This is a genomic window from Bradyrhizobium sp. R2.2-H, from assembly GCF_004346455.1.
In the GTDB taxonomy this organism is placed as follows: Bacteria; Pseudomonadota; Alphaproteobacteria; order Rhizobiales; family Xanthobacteraceae; genus Bradyrhizobium; species Bradyrhizobium diversitatis.
Genome location: NZ_SMBR01000016.1, coordinates 109,664 through 127,515 on the forward strand (window position 1 = coordinate 109,664; position 17,852 = coordinate 127,515).

The window sequence follows — 17,852 nt, forward strand, 5'->3', positions numbered from 1 at the left end:
AATGGCGGACAGTGCATCACGTAAATCGCGACCATCGAGCGTGGGGTCACCGCTGGCATAGGCGAACAACTGGCGTCCGGTCCTGCCCTCGCCGGCCACCACGGCCGCCGCACGCACGCCGCGCTGCTCGAGCAGGCGCGCCTCGATTTCCCCGAGCTCGATGCGGAAGCCGCGGATCTTCACCTGCTGGTCGGCACGGCCGACATATTCGATCACGCCATCGTCGCGCCAGCGCGCGAGATCGCCGGTGCGATAGAGGCGCATGCCGCTACCCCCGAACGGATCGGGGACGAACCGCTCTGCGGTCAATGCACCCCGGTTCAGATAGCCACGAGCCAGGCCCGCCCCGCCGATGAACAGCTCGCCGGTTACGCCAACGGGAACGATGTTGAGATCGGAATCGAGGATGTGCGCCGATCTCACGCCGACTGGCCGTCCGATCGGTGCGGGCTGACCAGGCTTCAACGTCGTGTCGTCGACGATCCATGCGGTCGGGGCGATCACTGTCTCGGTCGGACCATAGGCGTTGACCAGAAGGTCGACATCGGCAGCACCACGCAAGGCCTTGATCCCGATATCCGACCAGGCCTCGCCGCCAACGATACAGGCCCTGATCGCGAGCTTTCGCCCCTCCTGCCGCAACGCCACGCTCAATTGATCCGCATAGGCCGGCGGAAGAAAGATCGAGGTCACCGCATGGCGCGCGAGCTCGCCGACGAGGTCGTCGACCAAGAGGCCGGGCTTCGAGGGCAGGACCAGCGACCCACCCGTCATCAGCGGCACCAGCCAGCGCTCATGGGCGATATCGAAACTGATCGACGCCGTCTGGAACTCGCGATCGCGGGATGTCATCCGGTACAGCCGGCCGATTGCTTCGCAATGCATTGCAAGCGGTCCGCGCGCGACAGCGACCCCCTTCGGCATTCCGGTCGATCCCGAGGTGTAGATGACATAGGCCAGGCTCTCTGGATGGACTTCGACGTCGAGATTGCCGCTGTCGCCGTCAATGGATGGCGATGGCCCATCAATGCAGAGCGCTTCGACTCCGGCTTCGCGCAGCACCGGCGCGAGCGGCTCCAGCAGCATGCCTTGCGTCAGAACCAACGTCGTGCCGCTGTCACGCAACATGTGGGCAAGCCGGTCGGACGGATAATCCGGATCGAGCGGCAAGTAAGCGCCGCCGGCCTTCAGAATCGCGAGCAGCGCAACAATCATGTCCGGGCTTCGGGTCAGCGCAATGCCGACCAGCCGATCCGGACCGAGGTTCCAGAGGCGAAGCCGCCGCGCAAGCGCGTTGGCACGCCCGTTCAGCTCGCCATAGGCGATGCGCTGGTCGCCCCAGACGATGGCGACCGCGGACGGCGCTTGCGCGGCCTGCACTTCGATATGCGTCACGACGTCGGCACAGGAAGGTGCCGAGGTCAGCTGCGCTGCGCCGCTCCAATCGAGAATTCGTCGAGCGTCTTCATCAGACGCCGATCGGAGGTCACCGAGCACGCGCTCCGCGTTCGCCACGATCCGCGCCAGCAGATCTTGCAGAATGTCGCGAAGACGCAGGATATCCGCCCCGTCGAATTGCCGCGCGTCATAATTGAACTCGATATTCAGCCTGTCGCCTACGGCAAACACCGCCACTGCCAGCGCATAGTTCGTCGGCGTCACATGCGCCACACGACCAATCCGAGGGCCGCCCTCGCCGCCCCGCAGCAGTCCCTCGTCGATCGGATAATTCTCAAACACCAGGATGCTGTCGAACAGCGGCTGCCCGGCATGGCCGGCGAGGCGCTGAACCTCGTAGAGCGGCGTCCAGCCGTGCTCGCGCAGCGCCAGGTTCTGTTCCTGCAAGGCGCGCAGCCAATCGCCGACGATCGCCTCTGGGTTCGGCGCATCGACGATGGGCAGCGTATTGATGAAGAGGCCCACCATCTCCTCCGAGCCGGGCAATTCGGCCGGACGACCCGAGATGGTCACACCGAAGCAGACAGCGGGCTGCCCCGAATGTCTGCGCAGCAACTGTGCCCACGCGCCCTGTATGAGCGTATTGAGCGTCACCCGTTCGCGCTTTGCGAACGACTTCAGCCGTTCGGTCAGCGCCGCATTCACGGCAAGGCCGATGCTGGCGTGGCCTTCTGCGCCGGACGTCTTGGTGGCCACCAGCGCATTCGCGAGCAGCGTCGGCGTTCCGAGCCCCGCCAGCACCTCGCGCCAGAATCTCTCGGAGCTTTCGTGATCGCGGCTCCTTTGCCATGCAATGTAGTCACGATAGCTGCCCTGCACGGCCGGCAGCGGTTCACCGCTCGCCTGCTGCAACACCTCTGCAACCAGCCGGGCCGAGCTCCAACCGTCGACGAAGATGTGATGATGGGTCCAGATCAGCCAGTGACGGTTCTCGTCGAGCCGTATCAGGCGAATGCGCTGGAGCGGCGGCTGCAGAATGTCAAAGCCCTTCTCCCGGTCGTGTCGGGATATCTCGGCGAGCGCCGCATCCAGCTCCGCAGGTGGGCTGTCGCGCCAGTCCTCCTCGACGAACGGCACGGTCACATGACGATGCACCACCTGCTGCGACGCGCCTGACAAGTTCTGCCAGACAAACCCGGTCCGCAAGGCGGCGTGCCGGTCGCTGGCCGCCTGCCACGCAGCTCGCAGCTTGCCTGCATCGACACCGAACAGCTCGAGCCCGACCTGGTTCACATAGGAATCAGTGGGACCGTCACGCAGCGCATGGAACAACATGCCCTGCTGCATGGGCGAGAGCGGATAGATGTCCTCGACACCGCGAAGATCCAAGGTCGTGGCTAGGCGATCGAGGTCAACCTGTGCGAGTCCGGACAATGGAACATCCGATGGCGTAAGGCCGACCGCTCCGTTGCAGCAATGCGCGACCAATTCACCCAGCGCATCCTGATAGTGCGCCGCCAGCCGCTCGATCCTGTCGTGCCGGTAGCGCTTGCGTCCGTAGCTGAAAGACACTTCAAGCCGGCCCCCGCGCACGAGGGCATTGATGTTCAGCCACCCGCGCATGGGCGCCGCGGCGCTGCGCGAAGGGCCCGCGCTCTCGGGTGCGAAGGAGAAGCGACGTGTGGCGCCAACACTCGCGTCGAAGCGGCCCAGATAGTTGAAGACGATCTGCGGCTCCGCCAGTTGCGCGAGGGCATGACGTTGCTGCTCGGAACCGAGATAGCGCAGCACGCCATGACCGAGCCCGCGATTTGGAATCGCGCGCAGCCTCTCCTTTACCTCCTTGATCAGTGATGCCTCGTCGACGCCTGCATCTCTCAACCGGACCGGAAATGCCGTCGTGAACCAGCCGACGGTACGGGATATATCCGCGCCCGGAAAACTATCCTCGCGGCCGTGACCTTCGAGCTCCACCACCACCTCGTCGTGCTGGCTCCAGCGCGACACCGCTCGCGCGAGACCGGCCAGCAGCAGGTCGTTGACCTGGGTCCGATAGGCGGCAGGTGCCTGTTCGAGCAGCCGCGCCGTCAACTCGGCATCGAACACCAATGACACTTCGCCGCCGTCACCGACGCGATCGATGCCGCCATGGTCATCGTCACATGGCAAGCTCGCACCGGCACCGCAACCAAGCCAATAGGGCAGTTCGGCCGCGACCTCCTCGGTCGCCGCATAGGCACGCAGCCGCTCACTCCATGAGCCGTAAGACTCGCTCTTCGGGGGCAGCGTGACGGGACCGCCATGCTGCAGCTGGTCATAGGCCGACGCCAGGTCTTCGAGCAGGATGCGCCAGGACACGCCGTCGACGACGAGGTGATGAATCGCAAGCAGCAGTCGTTGACTGCCGTCCGCAAGGTTCATGCCGACCGCGCGCAGCAGCGGTCCCGAAGACAGTGAGAGGCTCTCCTGGGCGGCGCGGGCGAGCCCGGCGATCTCCGTCGGGCCGCCGACGTGCGGGTGAATCCACAATAGTTCGGTGGACGCCGGCGGCGGCCCCTGCTCCCCCCGCCAGACGCCATCCACCTGCCTGAACCGCAGACGCAACGCATCGTGATGCTCTACGATGGCAGCGAGCGCACGCCGCAGCGTCTCCCAATCGATCTGCATGTGTGGCAGCAGCAGAACGGCCTGATTCCAGTGATCCCGGTTGCCGATATCCTCGTCGAAGAAACGCATCTGGATCGGCATCAGGTGACGCATGCTGGGATCTGCATCGCCGCCAGCAGACGGCTTCGTGTCCGGCTTCTCCTTCTTCGCGCTCGTCCCGGTCGATACGACGGCGACGGTCGCCAATCCGGCAACCGTCTGCTGGCTGAATATCTGCTTCGGCGTCAACCGGATGCCGCGCTTGCGCAGGCGGGCGATGATCTGCAAGCTGAGGATGGAATCGCCACCGAGCTCGAAGAAATTGTCATTGCGGCCCACACGCTCACGACCGAGCACCTCGCACCATACCGCCGCGATCGCGACTTCAATATCTCCCGCGGGTGCGGCAAGGCCCGCGTACACCCCGTCTTCCGCCGGTTCGGGCAAGGCGCGACGATCGACCTTTCCATTGGGCGTCAGCGGCAATCGCGCCAGCATGACGACGTGTGACGGCACCATATAGTCCGGCACGATCGCAAGAAGCTGTTGCTTGATCGTATCGGCCTGCGGACTGGCATCGCGCGATGGTACACAATAGGCAACCAGCTCCTTGCGATCGGCATTCGCCCCGATCGCGCGCGGGAGCACCACCGCATCATCGATGCCCGGCAGTGTCCTGATGGCGCGCCCGATCTCTCCGAGCTCGACACGATAGCCACGCAACTTGATCTGATCATCGGTGCGGCCCAGGAATATCAGCCGGCCCGCGCCGTCGCAGCGGACACGGTCCCCGGTTCGATAGAGGCGCTCGCCTGCTGCCCCGAACGGATCTGGGACGAAACGTTCCGCAGTCAGTCCGGCCGCGCCGCGATAGCCGCGCGCCAAGCCGACGCCGCCGATATAGAGTTCGCCGGTAACGCCGATCGGTACTTCGTTCAGCGCGTCGTCCAGGACATGGGCGTTCAGATTGGCAAGTGGCAGACCGATCGGAACCGGGTTGCTCTCGCGCTCGGCCGCGCATTCATGCGTTACCGCACCGACGGTCGTTTCCGTAGGCCCGTAGTGGTTGAGAATCCGGCATTCCGGACGCAAGCGACGGACTTCGTCCAGCAGCGCCCGGTCGCAAGACTCTCCGCCCAGAATGAGCGCCTCGCGGGGCAGAAGATCGGCCGACCGCGAGGCCTTCAACAGCCCCCGCAGATGGCTCGGCACGATCTTGAGAATGTCGACCTCGCCTTCGCGCATCGCTTGCGCGAACGCATCCGCGTCGATCACGGCGTCTGGAGACAGCAGATGCAGCGTCCCGCCGGACGCCAGCGCGCCGAACAGGACGGTATGGCCGAGATCGGCCGCCACCGTCGACACCATCGCCATGTTCGCTGACGGACGCGGCTTCAGGCGTAGCAGCAGGGCCTGAACGTAATTGGCCAAGGCGCCATGCGAGATGCTGACGCCCTTCGGGGCGCCGGTCGATCCCGATGTATAGATGACGTAGGCGGTCTGCTCCGGATGAATGGTCGTGTCGAACGGCAGGCTCGGGACCTCCCCGCGCGCGGCTTCGGCTTCTGCATCGAGCACGAGCCAATCGAGCCCACTCGCATCCCCGAGCTTTCCACCCGCCGTCAGCACGATCTCGATGCCGCCGTCCGCCAGGATGCGGCGGACGCGCTCCATCGGCCATTTCGGGTCCAACGGGACGTAAGCGCCGCCGGCTTTGAGCACACCGAGCAAGGCGACGACAAAAGCCGGCGAGCGCTCGATCCACAGCGCGACCGGCGTCTCCCGCGCCAAGCCCCTGGCGCTGAGCACCTGCGCGATACGGTTCGACCTGCGCTCGAGTTCCGCAAAGCTCAATCGCTCCCGGCCGCATCGGATGGCCGTGGCGGTCGATCGATCCGCGGTCGCCGCACGGTGAAGGCTGATGACATCGGTGAAGCCGAATGCGGCGGCCTCACTTGGAACGGCCTGCCGGTGCCCATCGTCAATGGCAAAGTCCGATATCCGCCGCTCGGCATTGTCGGCAATCTGCCGCAACATCGAACCGAACTGCGCCGCCAGCCGCCCGATGGTGGGACGATCGAACAGATCGGTGGCGTAGTTGAACGTGACCTTCATGCCGCCGGCGCTATCGATGACGTCGAGCGCGAGATCGAAATGCGAACCTGCGAGATCGATGATGTCGATTTCGGCAGTGAGCCCTTCGACGCCGGCAAACCCGCCCGGCGCCGTCATGTAGTTGAACTTCGCCTGGAACAGCGGATTGTGGCCCCCACTGCGTTCCGGCCTGACGCCTTCAACCAGCATTTCGAAAGGAAGGTCCTGGTGCGACAGTGCCTCGACCACCGATTCCTTGACCTGCTGCAGCAGGCTCGGGAAGGTCGCGTCGGCTGCAATCTCAGCCCGCAGCACCAGCGTATTGACGAAACATCCAATCAAGCCCTCGAGCTGCGTGTGCCGGCGTCCTGCGATCGGCACGCCGACGCGCAGATCACTCTGTCCGGTGTAGCGATGGAGCAGCACCTGATATGCGCCGAGCAGTAGCATGAAGACACTGACGCGCTGCCTGACAGCGATTCCCCGGAGTCGGGACGCAAGCGCGTCGTCGACGATAAGGCCGGTCGTCTCGCCGGCATGGCTCTGGATTGCCGGGCGCGGCCGATCATGCGGCAACGCCAGGACGGGATGAAAATCGCCGAGCTTCGCGCGCCAATACGCGAGTTGCCGCTCGGCCTCGCCTGCCGAGAGCCAGTTTCGCTGCCAAGCCGCAAAGTCGGCGTATTGAATCGCCGGAATCGGCGGCGCGCCTCCGCCCTGACCGATACCGCTGCGATAGAGCGCGGCCAGTTCGTCGAGCAGAACGTCGAGCGACCTGCCATCGACGATGATATGATGGGCGAGCAGCAGCAGCTCGTGCGCATCGTCCGCGAGCCGAAGCAACACCGCGCGCAACAGCGGACCGTTCACGAGATCGAACGGCTTGGCGAGCTCCGATCGCTTGAGGCTCTCCGCGCGCTCGGCGCGTTCCCCTGCAGAATGGGAACGAATATCCTCCTCCCGAATGCCGATGCTCATGACATCGTGGATGAGCTGCGTTCCGCGGCCGTCGCTGGCTGTGAACGTGGTACGCAATATCTCGTGTCGACGGACGATCTCGCCGAACGCGCGCGACAGGACGGCACGATCGAGCCGCCCCTTCAGACGGATTGTACTTGCGACGGTGTAGGCGGTCCCGGCCGGGTCCATGTTCCAGAGGAACCAGAGCCGCTCCTGCGCGTGCGACAGCATCGCACGATCAGCCGCGGCAGCCCACGGGATCGGCGGCAGCGTCCGGCCGCCACCAGCGCCAGCCAGGGCATCGATCCGGCCGGCGAAGGCCGCGAGCGTCGGCGCATCGAAGAAGGTACGCAGCTCGACCTCCACGCTTAGGCGGTCGCGGATCGCCGCGGCAACTTGGCCGGCTGCGATCGAATTTCCGCCGAGCACGAAGAAATCGTCCTCGCGATGCACTGCCGCGACATCAAGCGCATCGCACCAGATCGAGGCGACGGCGCGTTCGGTATCGGTCGTGGGCTTCGTCAAGGATACGCCGCCGCGGCGACGCCCCCTCTCGAACACCATGAAGCTGTCGAGCGTATTGTCGGCGAGGCGTGTGGCGCAGGCCGAGCGTTGCAGCTTGCCGCTCGTGGTCAGCGGCATCGCTTGCGGGTTCAACAGAGCGATCACGGCCGGATATTCCTGCGCCTGCCGGAGGACCGCTTCGCCGATCGCATGTGCGAGCGCTTCCGGATCGCTGAGCCTGAGCACGGCGCGGCTGAACTCCGCCGCGACGCCGATGGCTTCACGCCCGTCCATTTCGACCGGAAAGACGGCAACCCGCCCGCTGCGGACAGTCTCGACGTCGGCTTCGATCGCCTGCTCGACGTCCGTCGGATAGACGTTCTGTCCGCGAACGATCAACAGGTCTTTGAGGCGCCCCGCCACGACCAGCGCGCCATCGCGAATGAAGCCGATGTCGCCGGTCCGCAGCCAGCGCGCGTCGTCCCGCTCGACGAAGGCCTGGTGCGTGGCCTCGGGATTGTTCCAGTAACCGAGCGCGACGCTGGGACCCGCGACCCAGATCTCACCCGCCTCATTCGCTTCGGCCACGGCCGATCCGTCGACACGCATGATGCGTGTCTCGTGGCCTGCGGCGGTTCGACCGCACGCCACGAGATCGGTGCCTATGCTGGCGCTGGCGATACGACCTGCGGCGAGTTCCGCAGTGTCGAGCGTATAGCTAATGGTGTCAGCGGTGATGTCGCCGGCCGTGACCAGCAGCGTCGCTTCGGCGAGGCCATAACAGGCGGTCAGCGCCCGTCGATTGAAGCCAGCCCGCGCGAACCGGTCACCGAACCTCTCGAGAGTGGTCCGGCGGACAAACTCCGAGCCCGAGAACGCGAATCTCCACCGGCTTAGGTCCAGCCGACTGATGGTCTCATCCGAGATGCGGTCGGCGCAGAGCGAGTACGCGAAATCGGGACCGCCGCTCAACGTGCCGCCGTGACGATCGATTGCCTCGAGCCAGCGGCGCGGCCGCTCCAGGAAATTCCGCGGTGACATCAGGACGCCGGTGAAACCCGTGAACAACGGATTCAGGAGCCCGCCGATCAATCCCATGTCGTGATAAAGGGGCAGCCAGCTCACAAAAACGTCGTCCAGCGCGCCACCGGCAACCGCTTCAATGGCTCGCTCGTTGGCAACCAGATTGCCATGGGAGACACAAACCCCCTTTGGCTGCGAGGTCGACCCCGACGTATACTGGAGGAACGCGATCGCATCGGCCGCGGGCCTTGTCTCGCGCCAGTCCGCTGCGAGTTCGGAGGGGATGGTATCCACCCTGACGATGTGCACGTCGCCCAATGCGGGCAGCGTTGCTGCGATGAGATCATGCATGGCCATCTCGCCCAATATGAAGCGCGGCGCCGCATCCCGCAGGATGCCATCGAGACGTCCTGCATAGCGCTCCGGGCCCCCCTCCGGCGGATAGGCCGGAACGGCGATCACGCCCGCATACAGGCAGGCATAGAATGCCACGGCATAGTTGATCCCGCTCGGAAGCAGGATCACCGCCCGCTCGCCTGCGCCGCCCATCTGCTGCAACCACGCCGCCAGCGCCCTGATCCGAGCATCGAGCGCGGCAAACGTCAGCTCATCGGCGACGTCGTCGCCTTCCAGGAAGCGCAACGCCACCTTCCCCGGTCGCAGGGTGGCGTGCTCCCGCAAGCGTTCGACGAGGTTGGCTCTGTCCATGTTTTCGAATCCCTGTCCGGCCGCGAGCCGGAAATCACCACCGACGATCGCTGTCGATCACTCTTGCCGATGAGCTTCGGCCATGGCGACGATCACCTTGCGCGGCCCCTTGAACGGAGCACGCGCGTGTGCGGTGAGCATGTTGTCGAGCATCACGACGTCGCCGGCTTGCCAGGGAAAGCTGATCTTGTGCTTATCGAGAACGGCCCGGACCGATGACAGCGTCTCATCGTCGATGGCCGAACCATCGCCGTAGAAGACGTTGCGTGGCAGATCGGCTTCGTCATCGACCACGTCGAGCAGACTCTCGCGGACCTCAGGCTCGAGATTGGAGACGTGGAACAGATGTGCCTGGTTGAACCAGACCCACTCACCCGTGACGGGATGTTGCGCCGTGCCCTGACAGATCTGGCGCGTACGGAGCTCGCCATCCTCCTTCCATTCGCATTCGATGTCGTGGCGAGCGCAGTAAGCCTCCACCTCAGATCTGGAGTCCGTGCCGAACACCTGTTGCCAATCGACGTCGAGGCCGTTGCCGTAGTTCCGCACATACATCACGCCCTTGTCGGCAAACCGTTCGCGAATGGCTGGCGGCATGTCGCGATAGATGGCTCGGCTGTCGGCGATCGGCGTCTCCCCGCCCTCCAGCGCCGGCTGCATGCAATAGAACCAGATCTTCATCGGCCAATCGCGGGTATAGGCCTGCTCGTTGTGCAGCGGAATATGCTGGTGCGGCGGGTATTCCGTCGAAGTGTAGACGCCCGAGGTCACCTGCGAACGCGGCGTCGATCCGAATTCGTATGTGAGCAGCGGGTGACCGAAATCGGCCGCGAAGGCCCGAAACGCATCGGGGCCATCCAGCGAGAAATCGCGGAACAGAATGCCGCCAGCATCGATCAGGTGCCTGTCGATCGTCTCGCGCAGCATGGGACGTGCTTTGCCGAGCGGCTGCCCGGCCTCATCGGCCTTGAGCAGCAGAGGAAGAGTTCTGCCCTCAATGAGTGGCTGGACGGAGAACGTGCTCATGATCCTCGCTCCGATACAGATCAATCGATCGCCCCGATCGCCGGGCCAGCGCCGCACCGATCCGCTCGATCAGCTCGGCCTGCTGCGTGTGAATGAAGAAGTGATGGCCGGGCAGCACATCGAGTGTGAATGATGCGGAGGTCTCCCGCCGCCAGGTCTCGAGCGCTTCGCGGCCGGTCTCGTCGTCTGCTCCGGCAAAGACGTGCACGGGGCACGGCAAGGGACGACGCGGTCGATAGACGTAGGCCCCGCACATCAGGAAATCGGCGCGGAGCACCGGCAACGCAGATCGCATCAGCTCTGCGTTCGACAGCGCCTCATCGGGCGTGCCCTGCAGATTGCGCAGCTCCTGCATCAGCGCATCGTCGCTCAGCGGCTCGCGCCACCTGCTGCCGTCCCGAACCGCAGGCGCTTCCGCACCCGAGGCGAAGAGAACGGCCGGCGCGGCCGCGCCGCGATCGAGCAGGCCGTGCGCGAGCTCGAACGCGATCACGGCACCGAGACTGTGACCGAACAACGCGTAAGGCCCGTCGAGCTGACCGCCGAGCTCGCCAGCGAGCTTCGCGGCCAACACATGCGGATCGGTAGCCAAAGGCTCATCCATGCGCGCGCCGCGCCCGGGCCACTCCACCGGCCTCACGTCGATCCACGATGGCAGCAGCCTGCGCCACCGCGCGTAGAACATGGCGCTGCCGCCGGAGTAAGGCAGACAAAGAAGCCGCATCGGAAGACCAGGCTCCGCCGACTACGCCGACCGTTGAGACGTCGCGTCGTCCATGAACTTGCGCAGGCTGAGCGGGCGCATGTCGGTCCATACCTGCTCAATGTGGTCTAGGCATTCCTTTTTGCTGCCGGTCTTCCCCACCGCCTTCCAGCCCGCCGGAATCGTCTTGAACGTCGGCCAGATGGAGTATTGCTCCTCGTGATTGATGACAACGGTGAAGGTGACGTCGTCTCTGTCGAACACCATCATGGCGCGATCCCCTTTCAGCGAGCGAAAGTAGAGACGTTTGACTAGGTCAGAAGCAGACGATGGTCAAAGCAATATCGACGCGACTTTTTTTAAGACCTCAAAACTGGCGATGCGGAGACACTATGCAACCTCCGCGCTTGCGCGCCAACACGTGGGAAAATATCGAGATTTCAGATCACGCCGCAGATTGCTGCAATTCTAACTCGACAAGCGGGAACTTTTCGGGTGCGGCATGATCGCACGTTCTGTCGCGGGCCATCCTTCATCGCATTGTCATCAATTGCGATAAGCGCGCCATTGTTGACGATAGAGCATACAAAAACCGCCGCGGACAGGATCCGCGGCGGTCCAAAGCGCCGTGGCGCTCAGAAATTGAACGTAGTCGATAAGAGGTACGTACGCGGCGCACCTAGTGAAATTGCACTGCTGACCGTCCGATAGGAATTCCAGTACGCTTCGTTGAACACGTTCTCGACACTGGCACGAATGACGATCGGCTTGCCATTCCACGGCGACAGGAAGGTGTATCGCGCACCAAGATCAACCCGGGTCCAAGCAGGAAGCTCCTGCGTATTCGCATCGTTGGCGTAACTCTCGCTAGTGTAGATGACGCGACCTGTCATAGTCAGTCCCGGCAAGAACGGAGTATCCCACTCGGCTCCTAGGTTGACGTTGACTGCAGACACACCGACAGGGACATTGCCGTTATAGCTGACAATGATCGATCCAACCGAGACTGCCTGCCTCACCACCTCGCCGTCAATGAAGGTCACGCCACCCAGCAACCGAAACGTTGGCGTCAGCTCGCCGAAGGCGAACAGTTCAAAGCCCCGATTGCGCTGCTCACCGGAAAGTCGCCTCGCGGGCAAGGCCCGCCCCGGAACGGCGACCGAGATAATATTCGGACTGGTGATGTCGAATGCGCTCGCGGTAAATCCGATCCGGCCCATATCGACCTTCATCCCGACTTCCTTCTGCTTGGTCTGAGCGGGAGGAATGATCTCGCCGACATTCGAGTACGACGTGGCTCCGACAACGACTTCGGGCGCCTTCAGGCCTTCGATGTAGTTTGCGTAGAGCGCAATATTCTCGACCGGCTTGACGATAACCGCATAGCCTGGGCTCCAAGTCGGAACATCGACACTTGATTTGGCGGAAGTCAGCAGGTTCACGCTATCTACACCCGCGGTCTGCCGCCTCGCCCCGATGACGAACTGAAGCCTGTTGTCGAGCATAGACATCGTGTCAGCGACACCGACGCTGGTAAGCTTTGTTTGTGTCTCCAAATTTTGCACGACTGTAGCGAAATTCGGATAGGGGATCGGGACTGGATTGTACAAGTTTGAATTGATGGCAGCACCTGCCCTGCCGAACGAACTGTAATCCCGCTCGAACGCCGAGTAGTTGACGGTGACAAGGTGATTGATGGGGCCAGTGTCTACCGAGGCGCGCAGTCCGACCTCACCCGTATAGTTGTCATAGACGTCGCGCCCACTAAACGGAGCCGCTGTCCAGTTGCCGTTCGCACTCGTGATACGAGGCGATGGATAGACGTAGTCGATCTCGCTCTTGTGATATCCGGCCGCGCCATACGCAGTTACCGACTCCGTCAGATCGACTTCGCCCCGCGTCAGGGCAAACGAATCTCTCGGCTTCCATGTCGCCCAGTCCGGCATGTAGTTGGCGCCGGGCTTCGGAAGGGCTGGAACCGGAATCGTGGTCGCGAATGGGGGACTGGTGGTAAACGTCAGAAATCGCAGCGGCGGCTTGAGATCTTCAGCCTGATAACCAATATCTGTCGAAAAGCGGACACGCTCGCCGCGATAGTCGAGATTGAGCACGGCGTTGCCGAACTGATCGGTCTGCCGGTCATAAGCGGTCGATCCGCCTCGCGCTTCACCGTTGAACCGGACTCCCCATTCTTTATGTTCGCCGTATCTCCGGCTCACATCGGTCTGCAGGCCGAATTGGGACTTTGATATATAGAGCGCAGTCAGTTGTGTGATGTCGAAGTCGGGCGCGCGCTTCGTCACCAAGTTAATGCTACCACCGTTAGCACCCGCAGGCGGCATACCGCTGAGGAGCACGCCCGGCCCCTTCAAAACCTCGACTCGTTCGAGGAAGTTCGCCGACGTTGAATAGAACGGCGCCATTCCATACAGGCCGTTCATGGCGTAGTCACCACTGTCGTGGTAGAATCCTCTGATGTAAACGCCATCAACGCCATTGCCCGCTGGTGTCTTCGTCCGAACCGAGGGATCATTGAACAAGACGTCGCCGACAGTCCGCGCTTGCTGGTTCTGTATCAACTGCGCCGTATAACTCGTCTGGTTGAACGGCGTATTCATCACACCGCGATTGCCGAGAAGACCGAGACTTCCGCCGGTCGCGACCTGGCCGCCTGCATAGGCGGGCGGCACTCTGCCGAGCGTACCGGTCGAAGGGACCAGATAGGGAACGGGCGCGGCCTGGCGGGGGGCGGCCGCGGCGACGGATCTCTGTCCCCGCGATGCGCGGGTCGACTGGGATCTTTGAACCGACTGCCGTGCTCTCGGCTTGGGTGCATCGACGGTCACCGGCGGAAGGTTCGTTTGCGCAAACGCATGCTGAAGGTCACCCGACGATTCCAGCGACAGCGCGAGATAGCTCACCGCTCCAAGCGATAGCGTGCGCACAATTTTCCTGACCGAGAGTTCACGCGTCATTCCTGCACCCCAATTCCACTACAGGTCCCCGCGCTTCCTAACATACGCGGGTGCCCCGAGAAGGGATGGAGAACTAGAAGTTATCTAAGGTTGCACGACAAGCCGTCGCGATGGGACGATCGTTGCCGGCCTCGAATGACGCCGCTCAATCTTTGAATCTTTCTATTTTGAAACCATTCTAATCTCAGTTCGCATGCAGCATCTCGGCGAGACTCCGTTGCTCCGTCTCGGATTTCCGATCCGAGCAGGTCGCTATCGCCCGTACCCAGAAAGACCTTTGCCGCCTTGGACCGCGCACCGATACGCCCGAAGTCCTCAGACCCACGCAGTGAAGTGCCATGCCGCAGGATGTCGCACCCCTTTCCAAATCTTCTGCTTCCAAGATGGGCAAGCGGCGGTGACATCGTTTGTGCAATGTTCGAACACGCCGCCATAGACGATGTCCACTTTCAATCCCTGATCGGACACCACGCCCCGAATCAAGGCTTCTGCTTCCACAAGGGCTCGCTCCATCATCGCGTCGGTCGCTGTTCTCTGTGTTGCTCACAGCTCGGCGCGCCCCGGTGCGATACCGACGCTGGCTCCTCAAGCCTCGCATCGTAACCTGCATCTCTTTCGGTGATGGACAAGTTCTCGGAACGTAGTCCGTCAATCCATTCCGAGAGCGTTTCGCGATAGATTAGTTTGATCCTGTCAAAAGCTTGACGGATATTTCTTAAGTCCAGGGCAGCGAGACGGATCGAGAGCCCAGCCTGTGCCGGCGACGCGCTCACTGCGCCATAGAGCCCTTTGATTCGCTCTAGCGCTGCCGCCAACCTCCCTTGCAGCCTTCCCGGATCATGTGCAGAGGGCAGCACAATGAATGCCGATCCGAAGGCCCCGTAGCCACGAAAGAGGCTTCGGTCTGGGCGAAACAGACGCGTCCGCTCCATCAGCAGCGGCTCGCCACCCGATCTTCTCAGGCAGAACGTCGACTCCAGCTCGCGGAAGTAGCTCGCTCCGCCACAGGGGTCGTGCATGGTGAATGAATCGACGATCAACGCATAGGCGTCGGGCGCGCAGTCAAGCTCGATCGTCTGTGACAATGCCGCCTCGGGAAACAGGATGCGCGGCTCCGGCAGGTATTCGAGACTGGCCTTGCTCGCGACATCAAGCTCCACCGTCTCGACAGCGCGCGCAGCGGGGTGGGCGCGATGAACCGACGTCGCGCCCTGAGTGGTCAGGCAAACGGCCGTCCCGGGGCCGAGCACGAGGCGTTGTGCAAGGCTATCCTCTCCGTGAATCGCCCCGCTTGCCGTCTGCACAATCACGCTGAGGCGATCTGGCCGATCCGGATCGACATGAAAGCTGCGCGTCAGCACGAATGGCCAAGCGAAGTTCCGTCGGTCGATCACAGTACGGTTGGCGCGCCGAACGAAGCTAAGGTCGAGCCGCGCTGCCTCGTTCGCCGTTGCATTGTTCATGTATTGAACAACACTTCGCGCTCGAGGAGATCGACGATCGATTCGATACCGTCACCGCGGCGACAATTGGTGAGCAGTACCGGGCGATCTCCTCGGACGTTCAATGCGTCTCGATGCATGCACTCCAAATCTACGCCAACGTGAGGCGCAAGATCGACCTTGTTGATGACGAGAAGATCGGCGCGAATGACACCCGGACCGCGCTTGCGCGGAATATCGTCGCCTCCGGCGACATCGATCACGAACATCCAGAAGTCCGTCAGATCGCGCGAGAACGTCGAGGCGAGATTGTCACCACCACTTTCGAGCAGGATCAGCTCGACCCCAGGGAAACGACGTTCGAGCTCATCCGCGGCTTCAATGTTGAGCGTAGGGTCCTCGCGAATGACGGTGTGCGGACACGCGCCCGCCTCGACCGCCGACACCCGCGCCGGATCTATCAGCCCGGAGCGTCTGATCCGTTCGGCGTCCTCGGCCGTGACGAGATCGTTGGTGATGACGGCGATATCGATGCCCCGCGCAACGAGTGCTGGAATCAAGCACTCCACCAACGCAGTCTTGCCTGAACCGACCGGTCCTCCGATTCCAACCCGTGCGGCCGCGATCCGTGGCCGCGCCAATCCATTGTTGAGCGAGAGCCGGCTCATCGGAGCATATACCGTCTTGCCAACGGCACCTTCGTCGCCGGCGGGCACATCAGAAGCTTCCCATCAGCCCGAACCTCGAACGTTTGCGGGTCGACCTCGACATGCGGTGTCGCGGCGTTGCGCAACATGTCTGCCTTCCGCAATTTCCGTACATTCTTGATCTGGACAGGGGCCCGCTCAAGGCCAAGCTTGCGGGTCACATCGGCATCCATGGCGAGCTTCGACATGAAGTTGACGCCCAGCCTTTGCGGTGCGGCACCGAGCGCCCCCCACATCCGCTTCTGAATCATCGGTTCCGACAGACCGAGGCTGCCATTGCCGTCGCCCATGGCTGCCCAGACGACAAAACCGTTCTTGATCACCATATAGGGCTTGATGCCGAAGGAAGCGCGCGGCCAGAGAACGAGATCGGCCATCTTGCCGGGCTCGATCGAGCCGACGAGGTGATCGATGCCCACCGCAATGGCGGGATTGATGGTCAGCTTGGCAATGTAGCGCTTGATGCGCTCATTGTCCGCACGTGCCGTCTTTTCCTCGGGCAGGCGGCCGATCCGGTCCTTCATGACGCTCGCCAGCTGCCAGCACTTCGCGACGTTCTCGGCGAGGCGCCCCATGCCTTGCGTATCCGTGCCGAATATCGAGATCGCCCCCATGTCGTGCAGAAAGTCTTCCGCCGCCATCGACTGGGCGCGCACCCGTGCCTCGCCGAACATCACGTCTTCGGGCGCGTTGTAATTGAGCTGATGACAGATCATCGTCATCGGCACGCCCTCCTCCATGCCGTAGGACGTGTACGGATTGGTCGGATTGGTCGACGAGGGAATGACGTTGTCCCACGACACGACCTTCAGCAGGTCCGGGGCGTGACCGCCGCCGGCGCCCTCTACGTGATACATATGGATGGTGCGGCCCTCGACGGCCGCCATCGTATCCTCGCAAAAGCCGTATTCATTGATCGAGTCGGTGTGGAGGTGAACAGCGAAATCATTGCGATCTGCCGCAATGAGGCTCTGATCAATCACCGCCGGGGCGGCGCCGAAATCCTCGTGAATCTTCACGGACATGCCGCCGGCCGCAACCGCTTCCTCGATCGCCTCGGGGTTGGACCCCGCACGTCCGAACAAGGCGAAATTGAGCGGGGAGAATTCGATCGCTTGCAGAAAGCGCGCGAAGGTCGTTGCGGCCCCGCTGCCGACGTCAAAGACCGGTCCTGATCCGTTTCCGACCAGGGTGGTCGTCCCGCCGGAAAGCGCATGGTCGGATTGTTCGGGCGAGATCAGGTGCGCGTGCGACTCAATGGCGCCGGCGGTGACGATGAAAGGACCTCCAGCAATCGGTGCCGTCGTGTGACCTACGACCATGTCGGGATGCACGTCAGGCATCACGTCGGGATTGCCGGCCTTGCCGATGCCAACGATGCGCCCGTCACGGATGCCGATGTCGGCCTTCACGATGCCGGCGACTGCGTCGACGATGGTGGCGTTCTTGATGACAACGTCAAGAGCCTTGTGCGAGGCAGTCCTGTAGGCGTTGACGCCTTCGCCATCGCGCAGGTTCTTTCCCGCACCAACCAGCAGTTCGTGCCCGTAGGTGGTGTAGTCGTGCTCGATCTCGGCGAGCAGACTTGTGTCGGCCAATCGCACTAGGTCGCCCTTGGTGGGCCCGTAGAGTTCGCCGTAGGCCCTGCGTGACAGTGTGGCCATGG

9 protein-coding genes (1 of these 9 cut by a window edge) are annotated in these 17,852 nt (G+C 63.0%); all 9 read right to left on the reverse strand.

Annotated features, from left to right (window positions below):
- Window positions 1-9,333 carry the 5' portion of a non-ribosomal peptide synthetase gene (locus EDE08_RS32205; protein WP_131873184.1) on the reverse strand. The gene continues 414 nt to the left of window position 1, outside the view, so the window shows 9,333 of its 9,747 coding nt (coding positions 1-9,333); the start codon lies at window positions 9,331-9,333; its stop codon lies off the left edge, out of view.
- 57 nt (window positions 9,334-9,390) lie between these two features.
- A complete protein-coding gene (locus EDE08_RS32210; protein ID WP_131873182.1) occupies window positions 9,391-10,359 on the reverse strand; it encodes a TauD/TfdA family dioxygenase in 969 nt (322 codons plus the stop codon).
- Window positions 10,328-11,083 (reverse strand): thioesterase II family protein, encoded by a 756-nt coding sequence (locus EDE08_RS32215; RefSeq protein WP_131873180.1) that lies wholly within the window; start codon window positions 11,081-11,083, stop codon window positions 10,328-10,330. Before EDE08_RS32215 ends, EDE08_RS32210 begins: the two co-directional genes overlap by 32 nt.
- 21 nt (window positions 11,084-11,104) lie before the next feature.
- The gene (locus EDE08_RS32220; RefSeq protein WP_131873178.1) at window positions 11,105-11,332 is read right to left on the reverse strand and encodes an MbtH family protein; all 228 of its coding nucleotides are present in this window, start codon (window positions 11,330-11,332) and stop codon (window positions 11,105-11,107) included.
- Between the two features lie 365 nt (window positions 11,333-11,697).
- Window positions 11,698-14,037, reverse strand: a complete 2,340-nt coding sequence (locus tag EDE08_RS32225; protein ID WP_131873176.1) for a TonB-dependent receptor — start codon at window positions 14,035-14,037, stop codon at window positions 11,698-11,700.
- A 315-nt stretch (window positions 14,038-14,352) separates the two neighbouring features.
- Window positions 14,353-14,535, reverse strand: coding sequence for a hypothetical protein (locus tag EDE08_RS32230; protein WP_132013690.1), 183 nt, complete (start codon window positions 14,533-14,535; stop codon window positions 14,353-14,355).
- A 14-nt stretch (window positions 14,536-14,549) separates the two neighbouring features.
- Window positions 14,550-15,500 carry an urease accessory protein UreD gene (locus EDE08_RS32235; RefSeq protein ID WP_131873172.1) on the reverse strand — a complete coding sequence of 317 codons (951 nt, stop codon included), beginning with the start codon at window positions 15,498-15,500 and terminating at the stop codon, window positions 14,550-14,552.
- A complete protein-coding gene (gene ureG, locus EDE08_RS32240; protein WP_131873170.1) occupies window positions 15,497-16,147 on the reverse strand; it encodes an urease accessory protein UreG in 651 nt (216 codons plus the stop codon). The genes EDE08_RS32235 and ureG overlap by 4 nt, the downstream gene beginning before the upstream one ends.
- Complete coding sequence (ureC, locus tag EDE08_RS32245) at window positions 16,144-17,850, reverse strand: urease subunit alpha (protein WP_131873168.1); 1,707 nt, start codon at window positions 17,848-17,850, stop codon at window positions 16,144-16,146. The genes ureG and ureC overlap by 4 nt, the downstream gene beginning before the upstream one ends.
- Window positions 17,851-17,852 lie beyond the last annotated feature (2 nt).

Excerpts from the sequence above, each read along its gene's own strand:
- EDE08_RS32210 (WP_131873182.1), bottom strand. The coding sequence starts at position 10,359 with ATGAGCACGTTCTCCGTCCAGCCACTCATTGAGGGCAGAACTCTTCCT.
- EDE08_RS32215 (WP_131873180.1), bottom strand. The coding sequence starts at position 11,083 with ATGCGGCTTCTTTGTCTGCCTTACTCCGGCGGCAGCGCCATGTTCTAC.
- EDE08_RS32220 (WP_131873178.1), bottom strand. The coding sequence starts at position 11,332 with ATGATGGTGTTCGACAGAGACGACGTCACCTTCACCGTTGTCATCAAT.
- EDE08_RS32225 (WP_131873176.1), bottom strand. The coding sequence starts at position 14,037 with ATGACGCGTGAACTCTCGGTCAGGAAAATTGTGCGCACGCTATCGCTT.
- EDE08_RS32235 (WP_131873172.1), bottom strand. The coding sequence starts at position 15,500 with ATGAACAATGCAACGGCGAACGAGGCAGCGCGGCTCGACCTTAGCTTC.
- ureG (WP_131873170.1), bottom strand. The coding sequence starts at position 16,147 with ATGAGCCGGCTCTCGCTCAACAATGGATTGGCGCGGCCACGGATCGCG.
- ureC (WP_131873168.1), bottom strand. The coding sequence starts at position 17,850 with ATGGCCACACTGTCACGCAGGGCCTACGGCGAACTCTACGGGCCCACC.